Annotated in this window: 14 protein-coding genes and 2 pseudogenes; 13 read left to right on the top strand and 3 right to left on the bottom strand. The window is 41.2% G+C overall.

The features are described 5' to 3' along the window. Window positions 1-86: 86 nt before the first annotated feature. Entirely contained in the window at window positions 87-560 is a 474-nt protein-coding gene (locus DM09_RS10630; protein WP_038250956.1) for a hypothetical protein, read from the top strand. Then, window positions 557-1,387: a TerB family tellurite resistance protein gene (locus DM09_RS10635; protein WP_051938406.1), complete on the top strand. Its 831-nt coding sequence runs from the start codon at window positions 557-559 to the stop codon at window positions 1,385-1,387. The genes DM09_RS10630 and DM09_RS10635 overlap by 4 nt, the downstream gene beginning before the upstream one ends. 5 nt (window positions 1,388-1,392) lie before the next feature. Here the strand turns inward: DM09_RS10635 and DM09_RS10640 are convergent, their stop codons facing one another. Then, entirely contained in the window at window positions 1,393-1,689 is a 297-nt protein-coding gene (locus DM09_RS10640; protein WP_038250958.1) for a hypothetical protein, read from the bottom strand. A gap of 157 nt (window positions 1,690-1,846) precedes the next feature. Between DM09_RS10640 and dnaQ the strand changes: the two genes are divergently transcribed. The 4 genes and pseudogenes from dnaQ to DM09_RS11480 form a co-directional block, all read left to right on the top strand. Then, on the top strand, window positions 1,847-3,391 hold the full coding sequence (dnaQ, locus tag DM09_RS11630; protein ID WP_157753698.1) for a DNA polymerase III subunit epsilon: 1,545 nt from the start codon (window positions 1,847-1,849) through the stop codon (window positions 3,389-3,391). 119 nt (window positions 3,392-3,510) lie between these two features. After that, window positions 3,511-4,512: a GSU2403 family nucleotidyltransferase fold protein gene (locus tag DM09_RS10650; RefSeq protein WP_038250959.1), complete on the top strand. Its 1,002-nt coding sequence runs from the start codon at window positions 3,511-3,513 to the stop codon at window positions 4,510-4,512. A gap of 203 nt (window positions 4,513-4,715) precedes the next feature. After that, on the top strand, window positions 4,716-6,788 hold the full coding sequence (locus tag DM09_RS10655; RefSeq protein ID WP_038250960.1) for an ATP-binding protein: 2,073 nt from the start codon (window positions 4,716-4,718) through the stop codon (window positions 6,786-6,788). 212 nt (window positions 6,789-7,000) lie between these two features. Beyond that, a pseudogene (locus tag DM09_RS11480) lies at window positions 7,001-7,188 on the top strand (sigma factor-like helix-turn-helix DNA-binding protein); the annotation flags it as partial. A gap of 81 nt (window positions 7,189-7,269) precedes the next feature. Here the strand turns inward: DM09_RS11480 and DM09_RS10660 are convergent. Both DM09_RS10660 and DM09_RS10665 read right to left on the bottom strand, forming a co-directional pair. Beyond that, entirely contained in the window at window positions 7,270-8,493 is a 1,224-nt protein-coding gene (locus DM09_RS10660) for a DNA polymerase Y family protein (RefSeq protein WP_038250962.1), read from the bottom strand. Beyond that, on the bottom strand, window positions 8,490-9,065 hold the full coding sequence (locus DM09_RS10665; protein ID WP_038250964.1) for a LexA family protein: 576 nt from the start codon (window positions 9,063-9,065) through the stop codon (window positions 8,490-8,492). The genes DM09_RS10660 and DM09_RS10665 overlap by 4 nt, the downstream gene beginning before the upstream one ends. Before the next feature lie 407 nt (window positions 9,066-9,472). On the opposite strand from DM09_RS10665, the pseudogene DM09_RS10670 reads away from it, so the two are divergent. The 7 genes and pseudogenes from DM09_RS10670 to ettA all read left to right on the top strand — a co-directional run bounded on the left by DM09_RS10670 (window position 9,473) and on the right by ettA (window position 18,550). Next, window positions 9,473-10,128, top strand: a pseudogene (locus DM09_RS10670) (IS1595 family transposase). 390 nt (window positions 10,129-10,518) lie between these two features. Continuing rightward, a complete protein-coding gene (rpsO, locus tag DM09_RS10675; protein ID WP_038250966.1) occupies window positions 10,519-10,788 on the top strand; it encodes a 30S ribosomal protein S15 in 270 nt (89 codons plus the stop codon). Window positions 10,789-10,983: 195 nt separating this feature from the next. Then, window positions 10,984-13,077, top strand: coding sequence for a polyribonucleotide nucleotidyltransferase (pnp, locus tag DM09_RS10680; RefSeq protein WP_038250968.1), 2,094 nt, complete (start codon window positions 10,984-10,986; stop codon window positions 13,075-13,077). Window positions 13,078-13,289: 212 nt separating this feature from the next. Beyond that, complete coding sequence (locus tag DM09_RS10685; RefSeq protein ID WP_038250970.1) at window positions 13,290-14,672, top strand: cation:proton antiporter; 1,383 nt, start codon at window positions 13,290-13,292, stop codon at window positions 14,670-14,672. A 26-nt stretch (window positions 14,673-14,698) separates the two neighbouring features. Then, window positions 14,699-15,601: a tyrosine recombinase gene (locus DM09_RS10690; protein ID WP_269764236.1), complete on the top strand. Its 903-nt coding sequence runs from the start codon at window positions 14,699-14,701 to the stop codon at window positions 15,599-15,601. 45 nt (window positions 15,602-15,646) lie between these two features. After that, window positions 15,647-16,837, top strand: coding sequence for a cyclic nucleotide-binding domain-containing protein (locus DM09_RS10695; protein WP_038250972.1), 1,191 nt, complete (start codon window positions 15,647-15,649; stop codon window positions 16,835-16,837). A gap of 45 nt (window positions 16,838-16,882) precedes the next feature. Beyond that, window positions 16,883-18,550, top strand: coding sequence for an energy-dependent translational throttle protein EttA (gene ettA, locus DM09_RS10700; protein ID WP_038250973.1), 1,668 nt, complete (start codon window positions 16,883-16,885; stop codon window positions 18,548-18,550). The last annotated feature ends 283 nt before the right edge of the window (window positions 18,551-18,833 follow it).

Here is an 18,833-nt window from a genome sequence, read left to right on the forward strand (position 1 = left end):
GGTCATCTATTAATAGATGGCTGTTGTTATATATAGGTGTAAGTGATTTTGATTGGGTGTTTTGAGCTATAAGAAAGGAGAGAGATATGAAAATAATTGGAGTAAAGCCAGATACAGGTGAAACATTCCAAGAAGATGTGGCAGAAATTTCAAATGACTATTTTCAAGAGTTCTCTATTTTTGAGATGTCGGATGATGATATTAAAAGAATGATTGATCGATTGAATATTTCTGCAGATATAAAGGCATTACTGTTTAAGTTTTCAAAGGCAACACTCAAGGTTGGGTCATATGTACTCAAGGTTGGGCGCAAAATTATTGATTATATTTGCTCTGCCTTTCGTGAATATCCGAATACTGGATTTGGAATGCTTTTTGGAGCAATTGTAACGCTTCTTATTGCTTCTATTCCAGTTTTAGGTGCGTTGCTTGCCCCAATTGTTGGCCCGATATTAATAGCCTATGGAATTTTGGTTGGTGCAAATGTGGATTTAGAGAATAAAAAACTTAAAACGCGTGTTCAAGATATTGTTGCAAGCTTTATACCTTTAAAAACATGAATGATCACAAAAGATTAGAACAAAGGCTTGGCGAGCTTGATGAAATTATTAGTGACCCATTAAGGTTTAAAGCTAAACTTGGTATTGGTGAAGATGCTTATACTAGCCTGAGCATAAAAAATAAAATTTCAGACTTTTGGGATGTCGCAGGAACTGCAGCAACTACAGCATCGATGGCAAGTTCACCTGCAGTAGCATCAACATTTTTCTCAACAAGTGGGGTGTTATCACTGTTTGGATTAGGAGCCGCTGTTACCCCAGTTGGCTGGGTGATTGCTGCTGGTGTGGCTGGTGGTGGAGCATGGTATGGAATTCGTAGGGCTATACGGAGTGCTACTCATGATAGGGTGACTGTGATTCCGAAGTTTATTAATACGCCTATGGATATTTTAGCCTTGGGTCTTTTTGACTTAATGGGTCCACTTGCTTTAAAAGTAGCTGTCATTGATGGTGAAGTGGTTGAGGCTGAAAGAAAGCATATTGAGTCATACTTTGTTAAGGAATGGGGTTATAACCCAGAGTTTATTCAAAGTGCTACAGCTATCACTGAGGCAAGTCTTTCTGAAATATCAATCAAAGATATATCCCAAGCACTGGCAACCTTACAGAAAGAAAACAAAGACTGTAATTATGAGGTGATGACACGCGAGATTTTAAACTTTTTAGTTGGTGTTACCGAAGCTGACGGACGACTTGATGAGCGGGAAGAAATGGCTATAGATAGGATACAAGCTGTGTTTCTTGAAACGAACAAGTTGAATATTACGGGTAAAGTAACCTTAGTTGGTAGGGCATTGGCTTCAAGGTTTAAGCACCCTAAAGAATAGGGTGCCTATTTGAGTCGTTTTTTGGCTGTGTAGAACAGGGCTAGTAAAGTAACGGCAGGAAAAATAGCGAAGGAAAAAGTTCCAAGTACAATGAGGTATAATACCATTAAACCGAGACCAAGAAATAATAATAGGTAGCCAACCCACCAGAGCAAGTGCTCAATAAATAGAGCAGGCATCATACTTTTTAGCTTGCTGTTATGGTTTGCGGGGTACGGCTGCTTCATCCTCTCGGTATGGCGTTTGATGCTTTGAAGCATTGCCCAACCACCTAAACATATCATAAGAACTGACCAAATCATGATTTTAACCTCTTGTGTTTTATAGGACATAACTTAGAGCAGGTTGCGACAACGGGTGACGTTTGTAGTTGCTTGGTATTTTAATAAGCCACCGTTTTTTTGTAGCGACAATAGTTGACGCACAATGGTCTAGATTTGCTTCTTTATAGAGAGGTGAATGATGCGGTTGATTATGTTAGATACTGAAACTACAGGTTTAAGCCCTGAGCAAGGTGATAAAATTGTCGAGATTGGTGCGGTTGAGATTGTGAACCGTGACTTGTCGCAGAAAAGGACATATCAGCAATATATTAATCCACAGCGCCCTAGTTCATCAGGTGCCTTTCGGGTACATGGTTTGACAGAAGAGCGTCTGCAAGATGAACCATTGTTTGCCGAAATTGAAGAAGCGTTTCTAAGTTTTATCAGAGGCGGGGTGTTGGTTATTCACAATGCCGTATTTGACCTTGGATTTCTAATGAATGAGTTGTCAGATGCAGGCAAAAAAGAGCTTGAGTCTTTTATGGTGATTGATTCATTTAAACTTGCGAAAAGCTTATTTACGAGCAAAAATAGTTTGGATGCATTGTGTGATAAATTCGACGTGGATAGACAACATCGAACCTTACATGGTGCGTTATTAGATGCGGAGCTGTTGGCAGAAGTTTATCTTTTAATGACAGGTGGAACCCAATTTTCTTTGGGTTTGAACTCGTTCGAGGAGCCTGTCTCAAATTATGCACTGCCATTTAAAAGCTCTGCTATGTTAAAAGAACGCAAGGAAACTTCTAACCTCACTCGAAGACCACCTGCAAAGCTTCGTCAAGATGATATTAGTGCTCACCAAGCGATGATGCAGCGTATCCATAAAGAAAGCGGTGGGCAAACAATATGGAACCTGCCTGAGCGCAAGAAACGAGCGCAATCTTATGTGCAACAAGCCGAAGCATTCCTATTTGTGACAGGTGGTACATTTGATAGTAAGCACGGACATAATGATTTGCCGCTAACCAAGCAGTTTCGAGATGCTTGTCCTGAGTATGGGAAGCAAGACCCGAAAAAGGCCATACATATTCAAGATGAGAAGATGTTTTTTGAATACCCCAACACTGCATGGTCTTTTTATGCGGATTTTATTGTGAAAGCTCGCGAGGCAGAAGCAGATGAAACATTGCAAGCGTGGCTTGCTTTAGCCAAAACCAAACCTGAAGGCTATTTTGCTTATACATCAAACCTTGATGGTCGATTGCAAACAGCGGGCTGGGATGAGCAATGTTTGGTTGAGGCGCATGGCTCCCTTCATCATATGCAGTGTGTTTCTGATTGTGATTTAGGTGTTGTGCGTAATGACATTGCCTTTGATATTTATATGAATGAGTTGCGTACTGATATACCCACGTGTCCCAAATGCGGGTCGGATATGATGCCCAATGTTTCAAAATTAAATCAAAAGCATTTTGATAGTTCGCGATTTGATGAGCAATCAGCACGGTTGAATGCGTGGATTGATGATTTGGAAGCAAGGCAAAAACGCTTGGTGGTGATTGAGGTGGGTTGTAATGATGCAAAAGTTCAGTCGTTTTCCAATAAACTTAGCGAACCTGAATTTACACGCTTGATTCGCAATAATATGCATTATCAACATGGGCGAGTACCTGAAAGTGGCTTGGCTTTGAATATGACGCTAGATAGTTGTTTTGATTTATTAGTTGGACTGCGTTGAAACAAAAGCATAAAAAATACTTACTATGGAAAGTGAAAGTTAACAAAGAACAGTGTATTGTACCACGGTTTGTTATCTATAAATTTTGACATTGTTCGGTTAGTATAGATAATTGATGTATGGATACTTTGGAATTAACGCATCGGCAAAGTTTGGAGTTTACGGATAGTTTGCAGCTTTTTGAGGCTTGGCAGGATGCAAAAATGCGTGCGAATCATTATTCAGGCTCTATGCATTGGAAAAGCATCAAGGGTAAAAAATACCTTTATCACATGCTGGATGGTTATGGTAAAGGCAAGAGCTTGGGGGCGGAAAATGATAAAACCCAAGCGATGTATGATGCTTTTCAACAAGGTAAAAAAGAAACAACCGAGCGCATCAAATCTCTACAGAAAGCTTTGGATGAAAAAGCAGCGTTGAATCGTGCGGTTGGTTTGAACCGTGTGCCACTCATCGTTGCTCGTATTGTCAGAGAGCTAGATAAACAAGGTTTGATGGGTGAGCGCATTTGTACGGTTGGTACACATGCGATTTATGCTTATGAAGCCTTGGCGGGTGTGATGGTCTATCGTGAGTTGTTGGCAACTGCTGACGTGGACTTCTTGTGGGATAATCGTAAAGAGGTGAAGTTTTATTCGGCTGCCAATGTGGATGGGTTCTTACCTATACTCAAAAAGGCAGACCGTAGCTTTGAGCGCAGCTCGCAACTTTATCGTGCTGCCAATAAAGATGGTTTTATGGTGGATTTGATTGTTGCGGAGCCTAAAGACTTGCGTGAGCAACCCCATGAACAAATGGGCGATGCTTATGATTTGAAAGCATCAGGGATTGGTAGCCTACGTTGGCTCATCAATTCGCCCAAGGTGGAGGCTGTTGTGATGGATAGTAGAGGTTACCCTTTCCGTATTGTTGTGCCAGACCCGCGCTCATTTGCAGTTCACAAGCTGTGGGTAAGCAAGCAGCCAAACCGAAGAGCTGATAAAGCCAAGCGAGATCAAGAACAGGCATTCACCGTAGCCAAACTGGTGATGGAGCGGTTGCCACAGTTTCCATTTGATGCAAAGGCATTAAAAATGTTTCCGAAAGATTTGGTTGAACAAAGCTTGAAAGCATGGCGATGATACTTTTCTGTCGTTTTGAAAGTTAAGCTCTTTATAATATTCTACTTTAGACTGTCATTACTTTTCGGGGGATTATCAGTCAGCCATCATTATTTTGAAACATATTTCGAAGCCTAATGCAATAGATTAAGTTTTCTTGTGCGACATTATTTGACGCTCTGTGCAGTATCATCTTCCTATCATTAAAGCATAGGAGATTGGATATGGGTATTCGACACAGACACAGAAGATTTTCAGGAAATGGTCGGCAAAAAGATGAAAGAACAGTTTCAATTTGGATGCTTAGGCTTTTAACGCAAAATAATTGGATGTTTAAGGCAATCTTCCATCCAGAGAAAGGGTATGCGGATGATGATGTTCAAGAGTTCTTGGGTCTTCCCGAATATGATTCTGATAAGAAGATAACTTATAAAAAAGTGCGAAATTTCATGGTGGATAAGCTTGAGAGGCTAGAATCCAAGAAAATATCGGATAAGGCTATTGATTTTAATATCAATCTTTTAGCGGAGCGCATTGAGCTTACAGAAGTTCAAAAGTCACTATTAACTTTTGCTGTGCTTACAGATAATAGTAGTGCTTGGTCTGATATGTTTAGATTTGTGAAAATTGAAAATGAGCAAGAGTTTTTAAATGTTTTGTCTTGCGCGCTTGATGTTGGCTTGCGTGAGATAAAAAAAGAAGTATCTAAAAAATCTTTTCTTAGACAGTCGGGTTTAATTTCTCTCAATAAAGATTATTATACTGAAGCAAAGTTTGATATCATGAGCAGCCTAGAAGAAGCGTTGCTTGCCGACAATACGAATCAAGAAGAGTTATTGGCTCATTTTCTTATGCCTACTAAAAAAAGTAACCTCACAATGAAAGATTACCCACATGCTATGGATGATATCCAAGTTGTTTCTGAAGTGTTGAGCAAAGCAATCAATCGTAAAGATATGGGTGTGAATATATTGCTCTATGGAATACCAGGTACGGGTAAAACGGAGCTGGTACGCTTATTGGCTGAAACATTGAAGTTGTCTTTGTATGAGGTGAAAACGGAAGACGATGATGGTGGTGCGATTAATGCTTCGCGACGACTTGGAAGCTATCGCTTAAGCCAGCAGCTTCTTGCTGAAGATAAAAACAGTCTGTTGTTATTTGATGAGGTTGAAGATGTGTTTCCAGCCAGAGCTTTTTCATTTTTTGGGATGGAGATGAAGTCGGGCGAAAATAAAGGATGGATGAACAAAACCCTAGAGGAAAACACAACACCTGCGATTTGGGTGTGTAATCAAGTGAGACAAATTGATGCGGCATTCTTGCGACGGTTTGATTATGTGATGGAGCTAAACACGCCACCGAAGTCTGTTCGCCTAAATATCATCAAATCTTATTTAAGTGATGAGCGCGTCAGCGAAGCGTTTAAAAACCGTTTGGCAGACCATAGTCAGCTTTCACCAGCGCAAGTGGCGAAACTGAGTAAGGTAGCATCCCGACTGGGTCAAAGCTCAGAGTCGATTGATGAAGTGTTAGAAAAAGTACTTGAAAATAGCTTGAAAGCGATGTCGTTAAAACCTTTGCCTAAGAAATCCAAGCATGAAACGAAATATGATTTATCTTTCATCAATACCCATGCCGATATTCAAAGCATGATTAAGGGGCTTGGTCGCAGTAAGAAGGGTAATTTATGCTTTTATGGTGCGCCAGGAACGGGTAAAACTGCTTTAGCAGGGTATATCGCTGAAACATTAGAGATGCCTTTGGTAAGTAAAAAAGCATCGGATATTCTGGGTATGTATGTTGGGCAATCAGAACAAAATATTGCAGCCATGTTTCGCGAAGCCACGCGAGAAAAAGCGGTGTTAGTTCTGGATGAAGCCGATTCATTGTTGCGAGATAGGAGAAGTGCCAACCAGTCATGGGAAGTCACCCAGGTGAACGAACTTCTTGTACAGATGGAAAACTTTGAAGGCATTTTTATTTGCTCAACAAATTTAATGGATAATCTTGATCAGGCGAGTCTTCGCCGTTTTGCACTTAAAATTGAGTTTAAATACTTAAGTCCTGAACAGGCATTGCGAATGCTAGAGCAAGAATCTTTAGAAGCTGTGGATAGCGATTCAAAGCGTAAGATTTTAGCTATGAACAACTTGGCACCAGGAGATTTCTCAGCAGTGAAGAAACGCCTCAATATCTTGGATTTAGATGCATCTGCTAAAAACTGGGTGGCAGAGCTGAAAGAAGAGGTAACTACCAAAGAGCCACATGCTCAGAAACCTATCGGTTTTATGTAGCAACGGTGGATATACACGCCTTATCCACAGGCTATGTGAATAAGGCGTGGTCTCCAACTAAGAGTCAGTTTGGCTGCCTATAAATTCATCATTTTATTTTGAGAGTTGCAGCCTTTTTTATACGATGCCATATGACGCATGGTGATTTATTTTTCAAGATGATGTTCGGTAAGGAGAATGATATGAATCAATCAGTAAGGAAGCCGTTTGCTCTCAATAAGCGTGAAGCCAAGGTGATTGCCATGCGTTTTGGGTTGGAGGGAAATGTGCAGCATACTTTGGAAGAAGTCGGGCAGCAGCTTGTGGTGTGACGCGCGAACGGGTTCGTCAAGTTGAGGCTAAAGCATTGCGCAAGCTTAGACGAAGTGATGTTCTATTGTCATTTTGGCGTGATGGGTAAGTGAAATGTAAACACTAAGGTCTTATGGGACAGCCTCCATAATATTATAGCTTTTATCTTAGTCTGCATCATAAATAGAGACTATTTAGCAATCAAAAGCGGATATTGGAACTTCACTTTAGGTGTTTCTTTTTTAAGTGAGTTAGCTGGTCGTAATACTTGATTGCCAAATCTTGTATTGATGTCATTCATCACTTTAGTGAGCGCGAGTTGTTTGCTGGTTTGTAGTGGGGCGGCGAATAAGTCGCCTTGCTGCACGTCGGGTTGAAGCGATGTGGCAACCACACCACATGCTCGGTATTTAACACCATCTCTAAAAATATGGTTGAAGATGCCTTTCACAATATGATTGATTCGGCTGTAATCATTGGTGGCTGTGATTCGCACATTTTGACCAATTGATTCAAACGATTTGAGGCGTAGAAATACACTAATCACAGAGGCAGTTAAACCCTTGCGTACAAGCTCAGTGACCACGCGAGTGGTGTGATAGGTGATATGCGTGCTAATAAGCTGCTTATTATGTGTTACAGACCCTAAGCTTGCAGTTCTCGCAATGCTCTTGGGCATAGGTGGCTCCAGCTCCAGCTCAAACACAGGGTTTCCATTGAGTTCATTCCACAAATCCACACCAACTTTCCCCAACATCATATCAATGCGTTCTAATGGTGTGTTGGTAAAATCAAAAGCCGTTTGAATGCGGAGCTTTTTCATAAGCTGTTTTCGACTGCCACCAATACCTGGAATATCACCCACAGGTACTTCACGCAGGAAATTGGCGATTCGCCTACCTGGTATAATCGTTGAACCATTGGGTTTATTCATCTCTGATGCAATTTTAGAAAGAATACGTGTAGTAGAAATACCCACTGAAACTGTAATTCCCACTTCATCGTAAACAGTGCGCCGAATATCATCAGCAATCCCTCGGTAAGACTTATCCCACATCGAACGAATACCATTCATATCTACAAAGCCTTCATCAATCGAATACTCTTCAATGTTAGGGCTGTACCTACGCAGGATAGAGAACATCTTTTTAGAAATTAGTCCGTAGTACCTGAAATCAGCAGATAAGAAGTGGGCGTGAGGCATTAGCTTTTTCGCATCCCACACAGGCATACCTGTTTTTATACCGATTGCTTTGGCATCATAGGTTTTGGCAACCACACATGCATCTTGGCTAGACAATATGCATACAGGCTGACCTTTTAGGTCTGGTCGTCGGGTTAATTCACATGATGCATAGAAACAGTCTGCATCAATATGGGCAATCGCATTGTACCAATTGCGCGTATGGTTCAATGTACTTTACGAATAAGCCCAGTCATCTCGCCGTAGATTTCTAAGTCTGTTTCAGGATAAATATTTGGGAATGCATCATTGGCAGGCTCTAGGTACATACCTTGCTCACCTTTACGCAAATATTTCACAGTAAACTCACCATCAATCATGGCAACAACAATACTATTAACAGGAGGGTTGGCATTGCGTTTCACCACCAATAAATCACCGCTATTGATACCGGCACCAATCATGGACTCACCATCAACTTTCACCAATACCGTTGAAGAAGGATTATCCACCAAATATTCATCAATGGAAATGGAGTCACCTAATAATTCTTCAGCAGGGCTGGCAAAACCAGCAGGCACCACACCCACGATAGAGCGAGCAAAAAAGTTATTCTCTGGCACCGCTCTACCATCAGGAGCCTTGCCCAAATAACCTGCAAACACCATGCGCTCTATAAATTTGGATGCGCTGCGTTTGGACATACCAATCAGCTCAGCAATCTTTGCATGTGAAGGAATAATGTGGTGGGCATGATAATAGTCTTGAAGTTTGGCTAAGTATTCATCATCTCGTTTTTTCATGTGTCCAACTATGGTATCCAGTCGGATACTTTGCAAGAGTAAAGTTGGTTTAGTGGTAAAGATCATCTTAGGATATTGCTAAGCATAGGACAAAAGTCATGACAAATATCCATTATCCATGATATTTTCTGGACATTTGTCTAGCACGTAATGTTCATATTTTATATGACTTTTGACTAGACATTCTTATTTTTCCTTGAAATCATTATCATCACTGGGGTTAAGAACACATCCCCTTGGGGATGCCAAATAAATAAACCCCAGTTATGGAGACATAACTGGGGTTTATTTTTGCCTAATTTTTACTTGGATGTTGATGCTTATCAAAGTATATATACTACAAGATCTATAATATTATTTTAAGGGGCTGTCCCAGATAACTAGAAATAGTTATGGTGAGGGGCAGCATGAGGAAGAGTCGATTAAGTTATTCAAAACAGCTACGGCTAATGGAGCATTTTGTAACTGGAAGTACAGCTAGATGTGCTTCTGAATTGGTGGGCTAAATCGTAAAACAGGTGTATATTACTATCACCGTTTGCGGGTTATTATTAGCATCGAACTTGAACGGGAAGCTGCTGAATTTCTAAGTGGTGAGATTGAAGTTGATGAGAGTTACTTTGGCGGTCATAGGAAAGGAAAACGTGGTAGAGGTGCAGCAGGTAAAGTGCCCGTTTTTGGTTTACTTAAAAGGGGTGGCAAGGTTTACACCAAGATTATACCCGATGCAAAATCGTCAACTTTGATGCCAATTATTCAAAATAAAGTGAAGCCTGATAGTATCGTTTATACAGACTGTTGGCGAGGCTATAATGTGTTAGATGTTTCAGAGTTTAAGCACTATCGAATTAACCATTCAAAGCTGTTTGCACATAAGCATAATTACATCAATGGTATTGAAAACTTTTGGAACCAAGCCAAGCGGCATATGCGCAAATTTAATGGTGTTCCCAAAGAGCATTTTTACTACTTTTTGAAGGAATGTGAGTGGCGTTTCAACAACCCAAGTCCAAAAGAGCAATTAACGTTGCTAAAACAGTGGGTTAGAAAGTATAATATCTAGTTATCTGGGGCAGCCCCTATTTTAATTGAATACCTTGCTACGCTAATTATAATTTATTTTTTCTAAAAATAAAAAAATCGGTTGTTTAATTCTGCTCATGTTTTGTTTACCCAATGGGGAGATTTGGCGTATTAGTCAATGTACGGGGAAAAAGTTTATAATATGGTAAACTATAGCTATGCTTGCCATATTTATTCACGGTTCTAGTGGACGAAGCCTTACGTTAATCAAAATACATTCGGTAGAAAATATGCATGCCAGTTTGAACTTTTAGATTTTTTGACTTATGTGTAGATAAAGTTATATTGCGCTTCCGCTCAATGCTGGGGTTCTATGTGTTCCGCATGTCCTCTCGGGTTGTAGTGAGTTTAAGTAAGACAAGGAAATACAATGGCTTTATCCACAGAAGAAAAAAACAAAGTAATCGCTGAATATGCGATTAAAGAGGGTGATACTGGTTCACCAGAGGTGCAAGTAGCACTTATCACAGCGCGTATCAACGGTCTTTCAGGCCACTTTAAAGACAATCATAAAGATCATCACTCACGTCGTGGCCTTTTGAAAATGGTTGGTCAACGTCGTAACCTTTTGAAGTATCTTAAAGGTGAAGATTTTGGTCGTTATCGTAATCTTATCGAACGTTTAGGTTTGCGTCGTTAATTTTAAAAGTTTATTGGGAAAGCGGTCTTCGGGCCGCTTTTTCTGTATTAGAAGGTTGTCATGCTTAGTTTAACTGGGCATTCATAACAGCTTTGGGTGTATATGGATTCACGCATAGGCGGGAATGACGAAAACAGTAGGAAAAGAGAGTAGAAAAAAAGTAAGCGAGCATGGGGCTCGTGAAAGGAAGTATAAATGTTTAATGTAAAAACAAGTAAGGCTACCGTTGGTGGCAAAGAAATCAGCTTTGAAACAGGTCGCGTAGCGCGTCAAGCTGGTGGTTCAATTTTAGCCCAAGTGGGCGACGTGGTGGTTCACGTGGCTGCAACAGCAGCAAAAACACCAATGCAAGGCGTAGATTTCATGCCTTTAACCGTTCATTACCAAGAAAAGACTTATGCAGCAGGTCGTTTCTTAGGTGGGTTTGTAAAACGTGAAGGTCGTCCTTCTGAAAAGGAAACTTTAACTTCACGTTTAATTGATCGTCCAATTCGTCCTTTATTCCCTAAAGGTTATTTCCATGAGACACAAGTGATTGCCACTGTGATGTCTGCTGATGATGCAACCAACCCTGATATTATCGCCATTAACGGCGTGTCTGCTGCATTATCTATTTCTGATGTGCCATTTGCAGAGCCCATTGCGGCATCTCGCGTGGGTTTGATTGATGGTGAGTTTGTATTGAACCCAACATATGCAGAAATGGAAAATTCCGAACTGGATTTGATTGTAGCTGGTACTCGCGATGCGGTATTAATGATTGAATCTGAAGCCAAAGAATTATCTGAAGAGCAGATGATTGATGCAATCATCTTCGGTCAAGAAGGTTATGCACCAGTGATTGATGCAATCGATGCTTTGGTTAAAGAAGCGGGTAAAGAAAAATTAGTGATTGAATTGGCTGGTAATGATGAAGTTCAAGCGGCTGTGAATGCTGCATTTGAAGCGGATGTTCGTGCAGCTTACGGTATTGTTGATAAATCAGAGCGTTCTGCGAAATTGGATGCGATTCGTTTGGCAGCACAAGAAAAATTCGCAGGTAGTGAAGAGAACCCTGGTGAATTTTCAAACAATGATGTGACTTCAGCTGTAAAAAGCTTGGAGAAAAGTGTTGTTCGACGCTCAATCATTGATGGCAACCCACGTATTGATGGTCGTAAAACAGATGATGTTCGTGCAATCGATTGCCAAGTTGGCGTTTTACCTGGTCCGCATGGTTCAGCATTGTTCACCCGTGGTGAAACCCAAGCTTTGGTAACTATCACATTGGGTACTGAGTCTGATATGCAAACCACTGAAAGCCTTGAAGGTGTTGCTAAGCAACGTTTCATGCTGCATTACAACTTCCCACCTTACTCAGTTGGTGAAGCGCGTCGTATGGGCCCTCCAGGTCGTCGCGAAATTGGTCATGGTCGTTTGGCACGTCGTGGTGTTGAAGCTGTGTTGCCAACCATGGAAGAGTTTGGTTATGCGATTCGTTCAGTTTGTGAAATTACTGAATCCAATGGTTCTTCATCTATGGCTTCTGTTTGTGGTACTTCGCTTGCGATGATGGATGCTGGTGTGCCGATTAAAGGTGCTGTGGCTGGTATTGCCATGGGGCTTATCCTTGAGAAAGACGGCTATGCTGTATTGTCTGATATCTTGGGTGATGAAGATCATCTTGGTGATATGGACTTTAAAGTTGCGGGTACAACCCAAGGTGTAACCACATTGCAGTTAGATATTAAAATTGGTGGTTTAACGCGTGAAATCATGCGTGAAGCTTTGGCGCAAGCCAATGGTGGTCGTATGCACATTTTGTCTGAAATGGCGAAATGCATGGATAAACCCAATGCAGACGTTGCTTCTCATGCGCCACGTATGTTCACCATGAAAATCAAAGCGGACAAAATTCGTGAAGTGATTGGTGCTGGCGGTAAAGTGATTCGCGGTATTGTTGAAGAAACAGGTGCTAAAGTTGATATTGCTGATGATGGAACGATTACAATCTTTGCAGTAACTGGCGAAGCTGGTGAAGCTGCGAAGAAAATGATTGAAGACATCGTAGCAGAGGTTGAAGTGGGGGCAACTTACGAAGGAAAAGTGGTGAAAATCATGGATTTCGGCGCATTTGTTCGCATTTTGGGTCAAACTGATGGTTTGGTGCATATTTCGCAAATCTCAAATGATCGTGTTGAGAAAGTTTCAGATAAACTGAGCGAAGGCGATATTGTTAAAGTGAAAGTGTTAGAAGTTGATCGCAGTGGTAAGATTCGTTTGTCGATGAAAGCATTGTTGGAAGACTAAGTATAACTGTTTAGAACGTTATAACGGATAGAAGAGGGCGGAGCATTGGCTTCGCCCTTTTTGTTGGAATATTCATAAGTTGGCGTATTTTTTGCTTATGGAAGTGGATTGTTTATGATAAATTAGCCTGTCGTTAGAAAAACTGTGCAGAAATGTCGTAGTAAGTTATGCTTAGTTTTTAATGTGGGTAGGTTTTAAAGAGGAGCTTTAAAATGGTTGTAACATTACTTGTTGTCTGCGTGATATTATTCATAGCCTTACAGCTGGAAGAAAAATTTAAGGTGCCATCCCCTTTAGGGTTAATTGGTCTTTCTTTCCTTGCTCACTATTTGTTTGCTGGTATTCCTATGATTACAGGGGATACCGAACATTTTGCAGCCTTAGTTTTACTCTTATTACCCGTATTGCTTATTACCGATTCATTTGAACTGACAGTTGAAGATTTAAAAGAACATGGTTTAAGTTTGGTGTACTTGGCAGTGGTTGCGGTATCGTTGTCGGTGGGTTTAGCCTTGCTGACTGCAGACACATTGTTTGGAGAATATCACCTGTCTTTTGCTGCCGTGATTGTATTGTTTGCTATGGTTTTAGCGACCGACCCTGTATCTGTGGTGAGTATTTTCTCTAATTTTGAACTACCCCATCGTTTAAAAATTCTTGCAGAAGGTGAAAGCCTTTTTAATGATGCTACAGCTTTGATTGTGTTTGTATTTGTTGGTCTTTATGCCCTTGATGGTGGTGAACTTACCTTGGGTTATGTGACTGAAATTAGCTTGATTGTTATTTTTGGTTCAACTGTGCTGGGTGTGATTTTGGGTTATCTGGGGTTGTTATTTATGAAAACGACGGAGAACAGAATTGCTGAGTTATTGATTGTGATTATGGTGGGTTATGGCGCGTTTGAAGCGGCTGAGTTTTTTTATATATTCTTAAATATGTTTGGTGGGCATTCGCATTTACACTTATCGGGCATACTTTCATGTATTTTTGCAACCATTACTTTGCACCATGTGATGAGCAAGGCTGTGGCGACGGATGATGAAAAATTAAAAAAAGAAGAAGCTGAATTACAGTTTGAATCGAGTAAAGGTGATTCATCATCCAATGTGATTGGTTTTATGTTCAATAAAATTCGCGCTACAGTTGAAGAGCGTAATCGTCATTTGCGTACCAAAGAAGATATTCAGCTTTTGGCGATTGTTGCCAATACGATTTTATTTATTGCGATGGCAGAAATTATCAATCTTGATTTACTGATGAAGTATAGCACTGAAATTATTGTGATGTTTTTAGCAACCACGGTTATTCGTGCTTTGATGATGGCAAAATTTGCAATCATTACTAATAAAACAACCAAGATGACCAATGTGAACTTCCGTTGGTGGGGTGTGCTTACCTTTGCAGGCATTAAAGGTGGTTTATCCATTGTGATGTTGATGATGATTCCTGCAGGTTTTGAACATATTGAAATGTTTACTGCCGTGGTGGTGGGTGTCATCATGCTTTCTACGTTTATTTATTCGGGTATATTGATTGCTTTGATTGGCAAGAATGCTGAAATTTTCCGTCAGGAAAAAGAAGAAGAGGCGCATTAAACTGCTACACCGTTGAGGTTATGAAGGTGGAAGATACACATAACCAAACAGATACTGAGACAAAAATTGAAGGCATATTGCAGCGTATGGCTATGTTATACAGTTGGTCAAAACTGACTGTTGAGGCATACCTTAGGGACTTATTGGCATTTCATCGTTTTGTGCTGGATGCTAAGCCCTCTAGCACGGCGCTATTGGCGACAGCACAACATGTGACGGATTATCTTGCTTATTTGCAACACAAGGGTTTGGCAACCAGTTCGATTCAGCGCCAACGCAGTGCGATGGCTACGTGGTTTCACTATTTACAAAATGAAAAAATGCGTACTGATTTTCCTATGCAGGATGTAGTGGGTGTGATGTCCTCGTTTCGGTTACCCAAATATATCAGTGAACAAGATGTGGAAGCACTGATTCAAGCCCCCGATACAACGACAAATAAAGGCATACGAGACCGGTTCTTATTGGAAATGATGTATGCCACAGGTTTGCGAGTGAGTGAATTGGCAAGCCTGAAAGTGGCTGATATTAACCAAAAACAAAAAACATTGCGTGTGATTGGTAAAGGCAATAAAGAACGAGAAATTCCTTATGGTGAACAAGCTGATTTCTGGTTAAAAAAGTGGTTGAAAATACGAAAAGCCACAAGTGTTTTTTTATTCCCAAGCAAAAAAGGGCATTTATCACGACAAACATTGTGGCGTTGTGTGCATAATTGTGCTATATTGGTTGGACTAAGCCCTGTGCCTTCACCACATGTGCTGCGTCATGCGTTTGCAACACACTTGTTAAACCATGGTGCAGACCTGCGTGCTGTGCAGACATTACTGGGGCATGAGAACATTACGACCACTGAAATATATACCCATGTTTCAAGGTCGCAACTGTATGATGAGCTGAATAAAGCGCATCCTATGGGGAAAAAGTAATGTGTGTGTTTGGTTAAGTTTTTGTTTTGGAATGGAGGATAGGTTATGTCAGGTAGTGATTATATCATTGATGATTCATCAAACACCTTTCGAGCCGCCATGGCAGCAGAAGAAGCGGGGGAATACGAAAAAGCATACCGCTTATTTGGTGAATTATGGGAATCAGAGTTTTGGAGTGAAGATAGGGATGTATTGTTGCATTATGCCAATGCCAGTGAACATGTGGGCGATCATACACGTGCTTTAAATATTTATACTAAATTGATGGAAAGCATGACCTTAAACCCATCGGATACAACAGGCACATTGATACAAGCCAGTATGTCACGCTTGAATGAGTTGGTGCATGATGGCTCGGTGGAAACGGAGATTGAAGGTCATAATCTTGATGTGGCATATGATGATGAAGAAGCAAGGCTAGTGGATCAGCTTTTTAAATATGCTACAGAGCTAAGTTTGCCTGCTGGGGCAACTATTTGTGAAGCTGAAGATATTGCCAATCACATGTGGTTATTGATTGATGGGCAAGTGGATGTATTGATATCCAATATTACGACCACAACATTGACAGGCAGTAGAACACACCCATGTTTGATGGGCGAAGTTGCTTATTTTACAGGTATGCGTCGTGCTGCAACTTTGAAATGTACAACGGATGTGAAACTTTTAGAACTTTCGTTCAATGATATTGTTGAGCTAGAGTCGAAAGATCACAATGTTCAACCTTTATTGGATCACTTATTTCGTAGCCGGTTGGGTTATCACTTGTTAAGCCAACACGATATTTTCAGAAAATTGGATGATGAAGAACGCAAAGAAGTCGCATTATCCATGCGGCACACCAGCTATTTACCCAGTAAAATATTAGTGGAGCAGGGTTTACCAAGGGATAATGCCTTTATGGTGCAATCAGGTACGCTGCTTATGCTAAAAAAAGGTGAAGGTGGCAATTTTGAACTTATCAGTAGCATGCATCCGGGTGATATTTTCCATTTGGGTGGTTTGTTGGTTGGTTTCCGTGCGCCGTACCGGGTGGTGACGGGTACACCATGCCGTTTGTTGCGCTTAAAAGCAGAGTTATTTGAACCCATGATGAAAAAACATCCATGGTTAATCAAAGATATTTTGGCACACAGCCGAGAAGAAGCCGAGCGTCAAATCTTGCACCCAGAAAAAGAAAATCTTTGGGCTGCCAATCGTTATATCAACTTGGATAAAAACGGTACCAAAAAGTAGCTGTTTGGTTAAACTCTGCACAAAAATAAGTGCAAGGGTTGTGAAATGGCAGAACAATATATTTATACCATGCAAGGCGTTGGCAAAGTTGTCGGCGGCAAAAAGAAAATTCTGGATGACATCTGGTTATCCTTTTATCCCGGTGCAAAAATTGGTGTATTGGGTCTGAATGGTTCGGGTAAATCCACCTTATTAAAAATCATGGCTGGCATTGATACAGAAATCTTGGGTGAAGCACGTCCAGCTGATGGCATCAAGATAGGTTATTTGGCGCAAGAGCCAGAATTGGATGAAAGCAAAGATGTGCGTGGCAACGTGGAAGAAGCGGTTGCTGATGTAATTGATGCTTTGGCAGAGCTTGATGCGGTGTATGCCCAATATGCCGAGCCTGATGCGGATTTTGATGCACTGGCGAAGAAACAAGCCAAGCTTGAAGACATCATCAATGCAGCCGATGGTCATGATTTAAACCGAAAACTGGATATTGCAGCCGATGCACTGCGTTTACCAGATTGGGATGCGGATGTGTCTAAGCTTTCGGGTGGTGAGCGCCGTCGTGTGGCTTTGTGCAGGCTTTTATTGTCCAACCCAGACATGATTCTGCTTGATGAGCCTACCAACCATTTGGATGCAGAGTCTGTGGCTTGGTTAGAGCGCTTTTTGCATGATTACACAGGCACAGTAGTTGCTGTGACCCATGATAGGTATTTCTTGGATAATGTGGCGGGCTGGATTTTAGAGTTGGATCGTGGCAAAGGCATTCCATTTGAAGGCAATTATTCATCATGGCTTGAGCAAAAAGATGCGCGATTAAGCCAAGAAAGCAAAGAAGAGTCTTCGCGTCAAAAAGCAATTAAACAAGAGCTTGAATGGGTGCGTCAAGGTACTAAGGGCAGACATGCCAAATCCAAAGCGCGCCTGAAAGCGTTTGATGAATTGGCAAGCAAAGAAGTGCAGCAGCGTAATGCGACCAAACAAATATTTATCCCAGCAGGTGAGCGATTGGGTGATGTGGTGATTAAAGCGGACATGGTGAGCAAAGCTTACGGTGACCGAGTATTGTATGACGATTTAAACTTTAATTTGCCGCGTGGTGGCATTGTGGGCGTGATTGGGACAAATGGTGCGGGTAAAACCACATTATTCCGCATGATTACAGGGCAAGAAGAGCCGACATCAGGCACATTAACCGTGGGTGATACTGTGCAACTGGCATACGTTGACCAATCCCGTGATGCATTGGATGACAACAAAACTGTATTTGAAGAAATTTCAGGTGGTTCTGATTTTATCACTTTGGGTAAAGCTGAAGTGTCTTCTCGTGCATATTGCGGTCGTTTTAACTTTAAAGGCGGCGACCAACAGAAGAAAGTGTCTATGCTTTCAGGTGGTGAGCGCAACCGCTTGCACATGGCAAAAATGCTGAAAGAGGGCGGCAATGTATTGCTTCTCGATGAGCCAACCAATGATTTGGACGTGGAAACATTGCGTGCCTTAGAAGATGCCTTGCTTGATTTTGCAGGCTGTGCCGTAGTGATTTCGCATGATAGGTGGTTCTTAGACCGTGTGGCTACGCATATACTTGCTTTTGAAGGTGATGGGCATGTGGAGTGGTTTGAAGGTAACTTCGCTGAATACGAGAAAGATAAAGAACGTAGGTTGGGCAAAGATGCAACGCAACCGCACCGGATGAAATACAAAAAACTAGCGTGATAAAAAAGCCCATTTAGAGAAATTTAAGTGGGCTTTTTTTTGTGAGAAGTTTATTGGGGGAAGTTCACTCTGCCCCCTTTTTCTCTCTGTCCGCTTTCCGTAATGGTGATAACGAAGGACTTCATGTACTTGATCCATCAACCTTTCAGAGGTTGGGCAATATTTGGTCTTTTCATTGACGCGCGTTTGAAATCGGGACATGCTACACCTTCGTGTTTCCAGTATAATACGGGATACGGAGGAACTATGTCCATATATAACGAAAAAATACATGGATGTTTTT

The organism is Ghiorsea bivora (assembly GCF_000744415.1).
Lineage (GTDB): Bacteria > Pseudomonadota > Zetaproteobacteria > Mariprofundales > Mariprofundaceae > Ghiorsea > Ghiorsea bivora.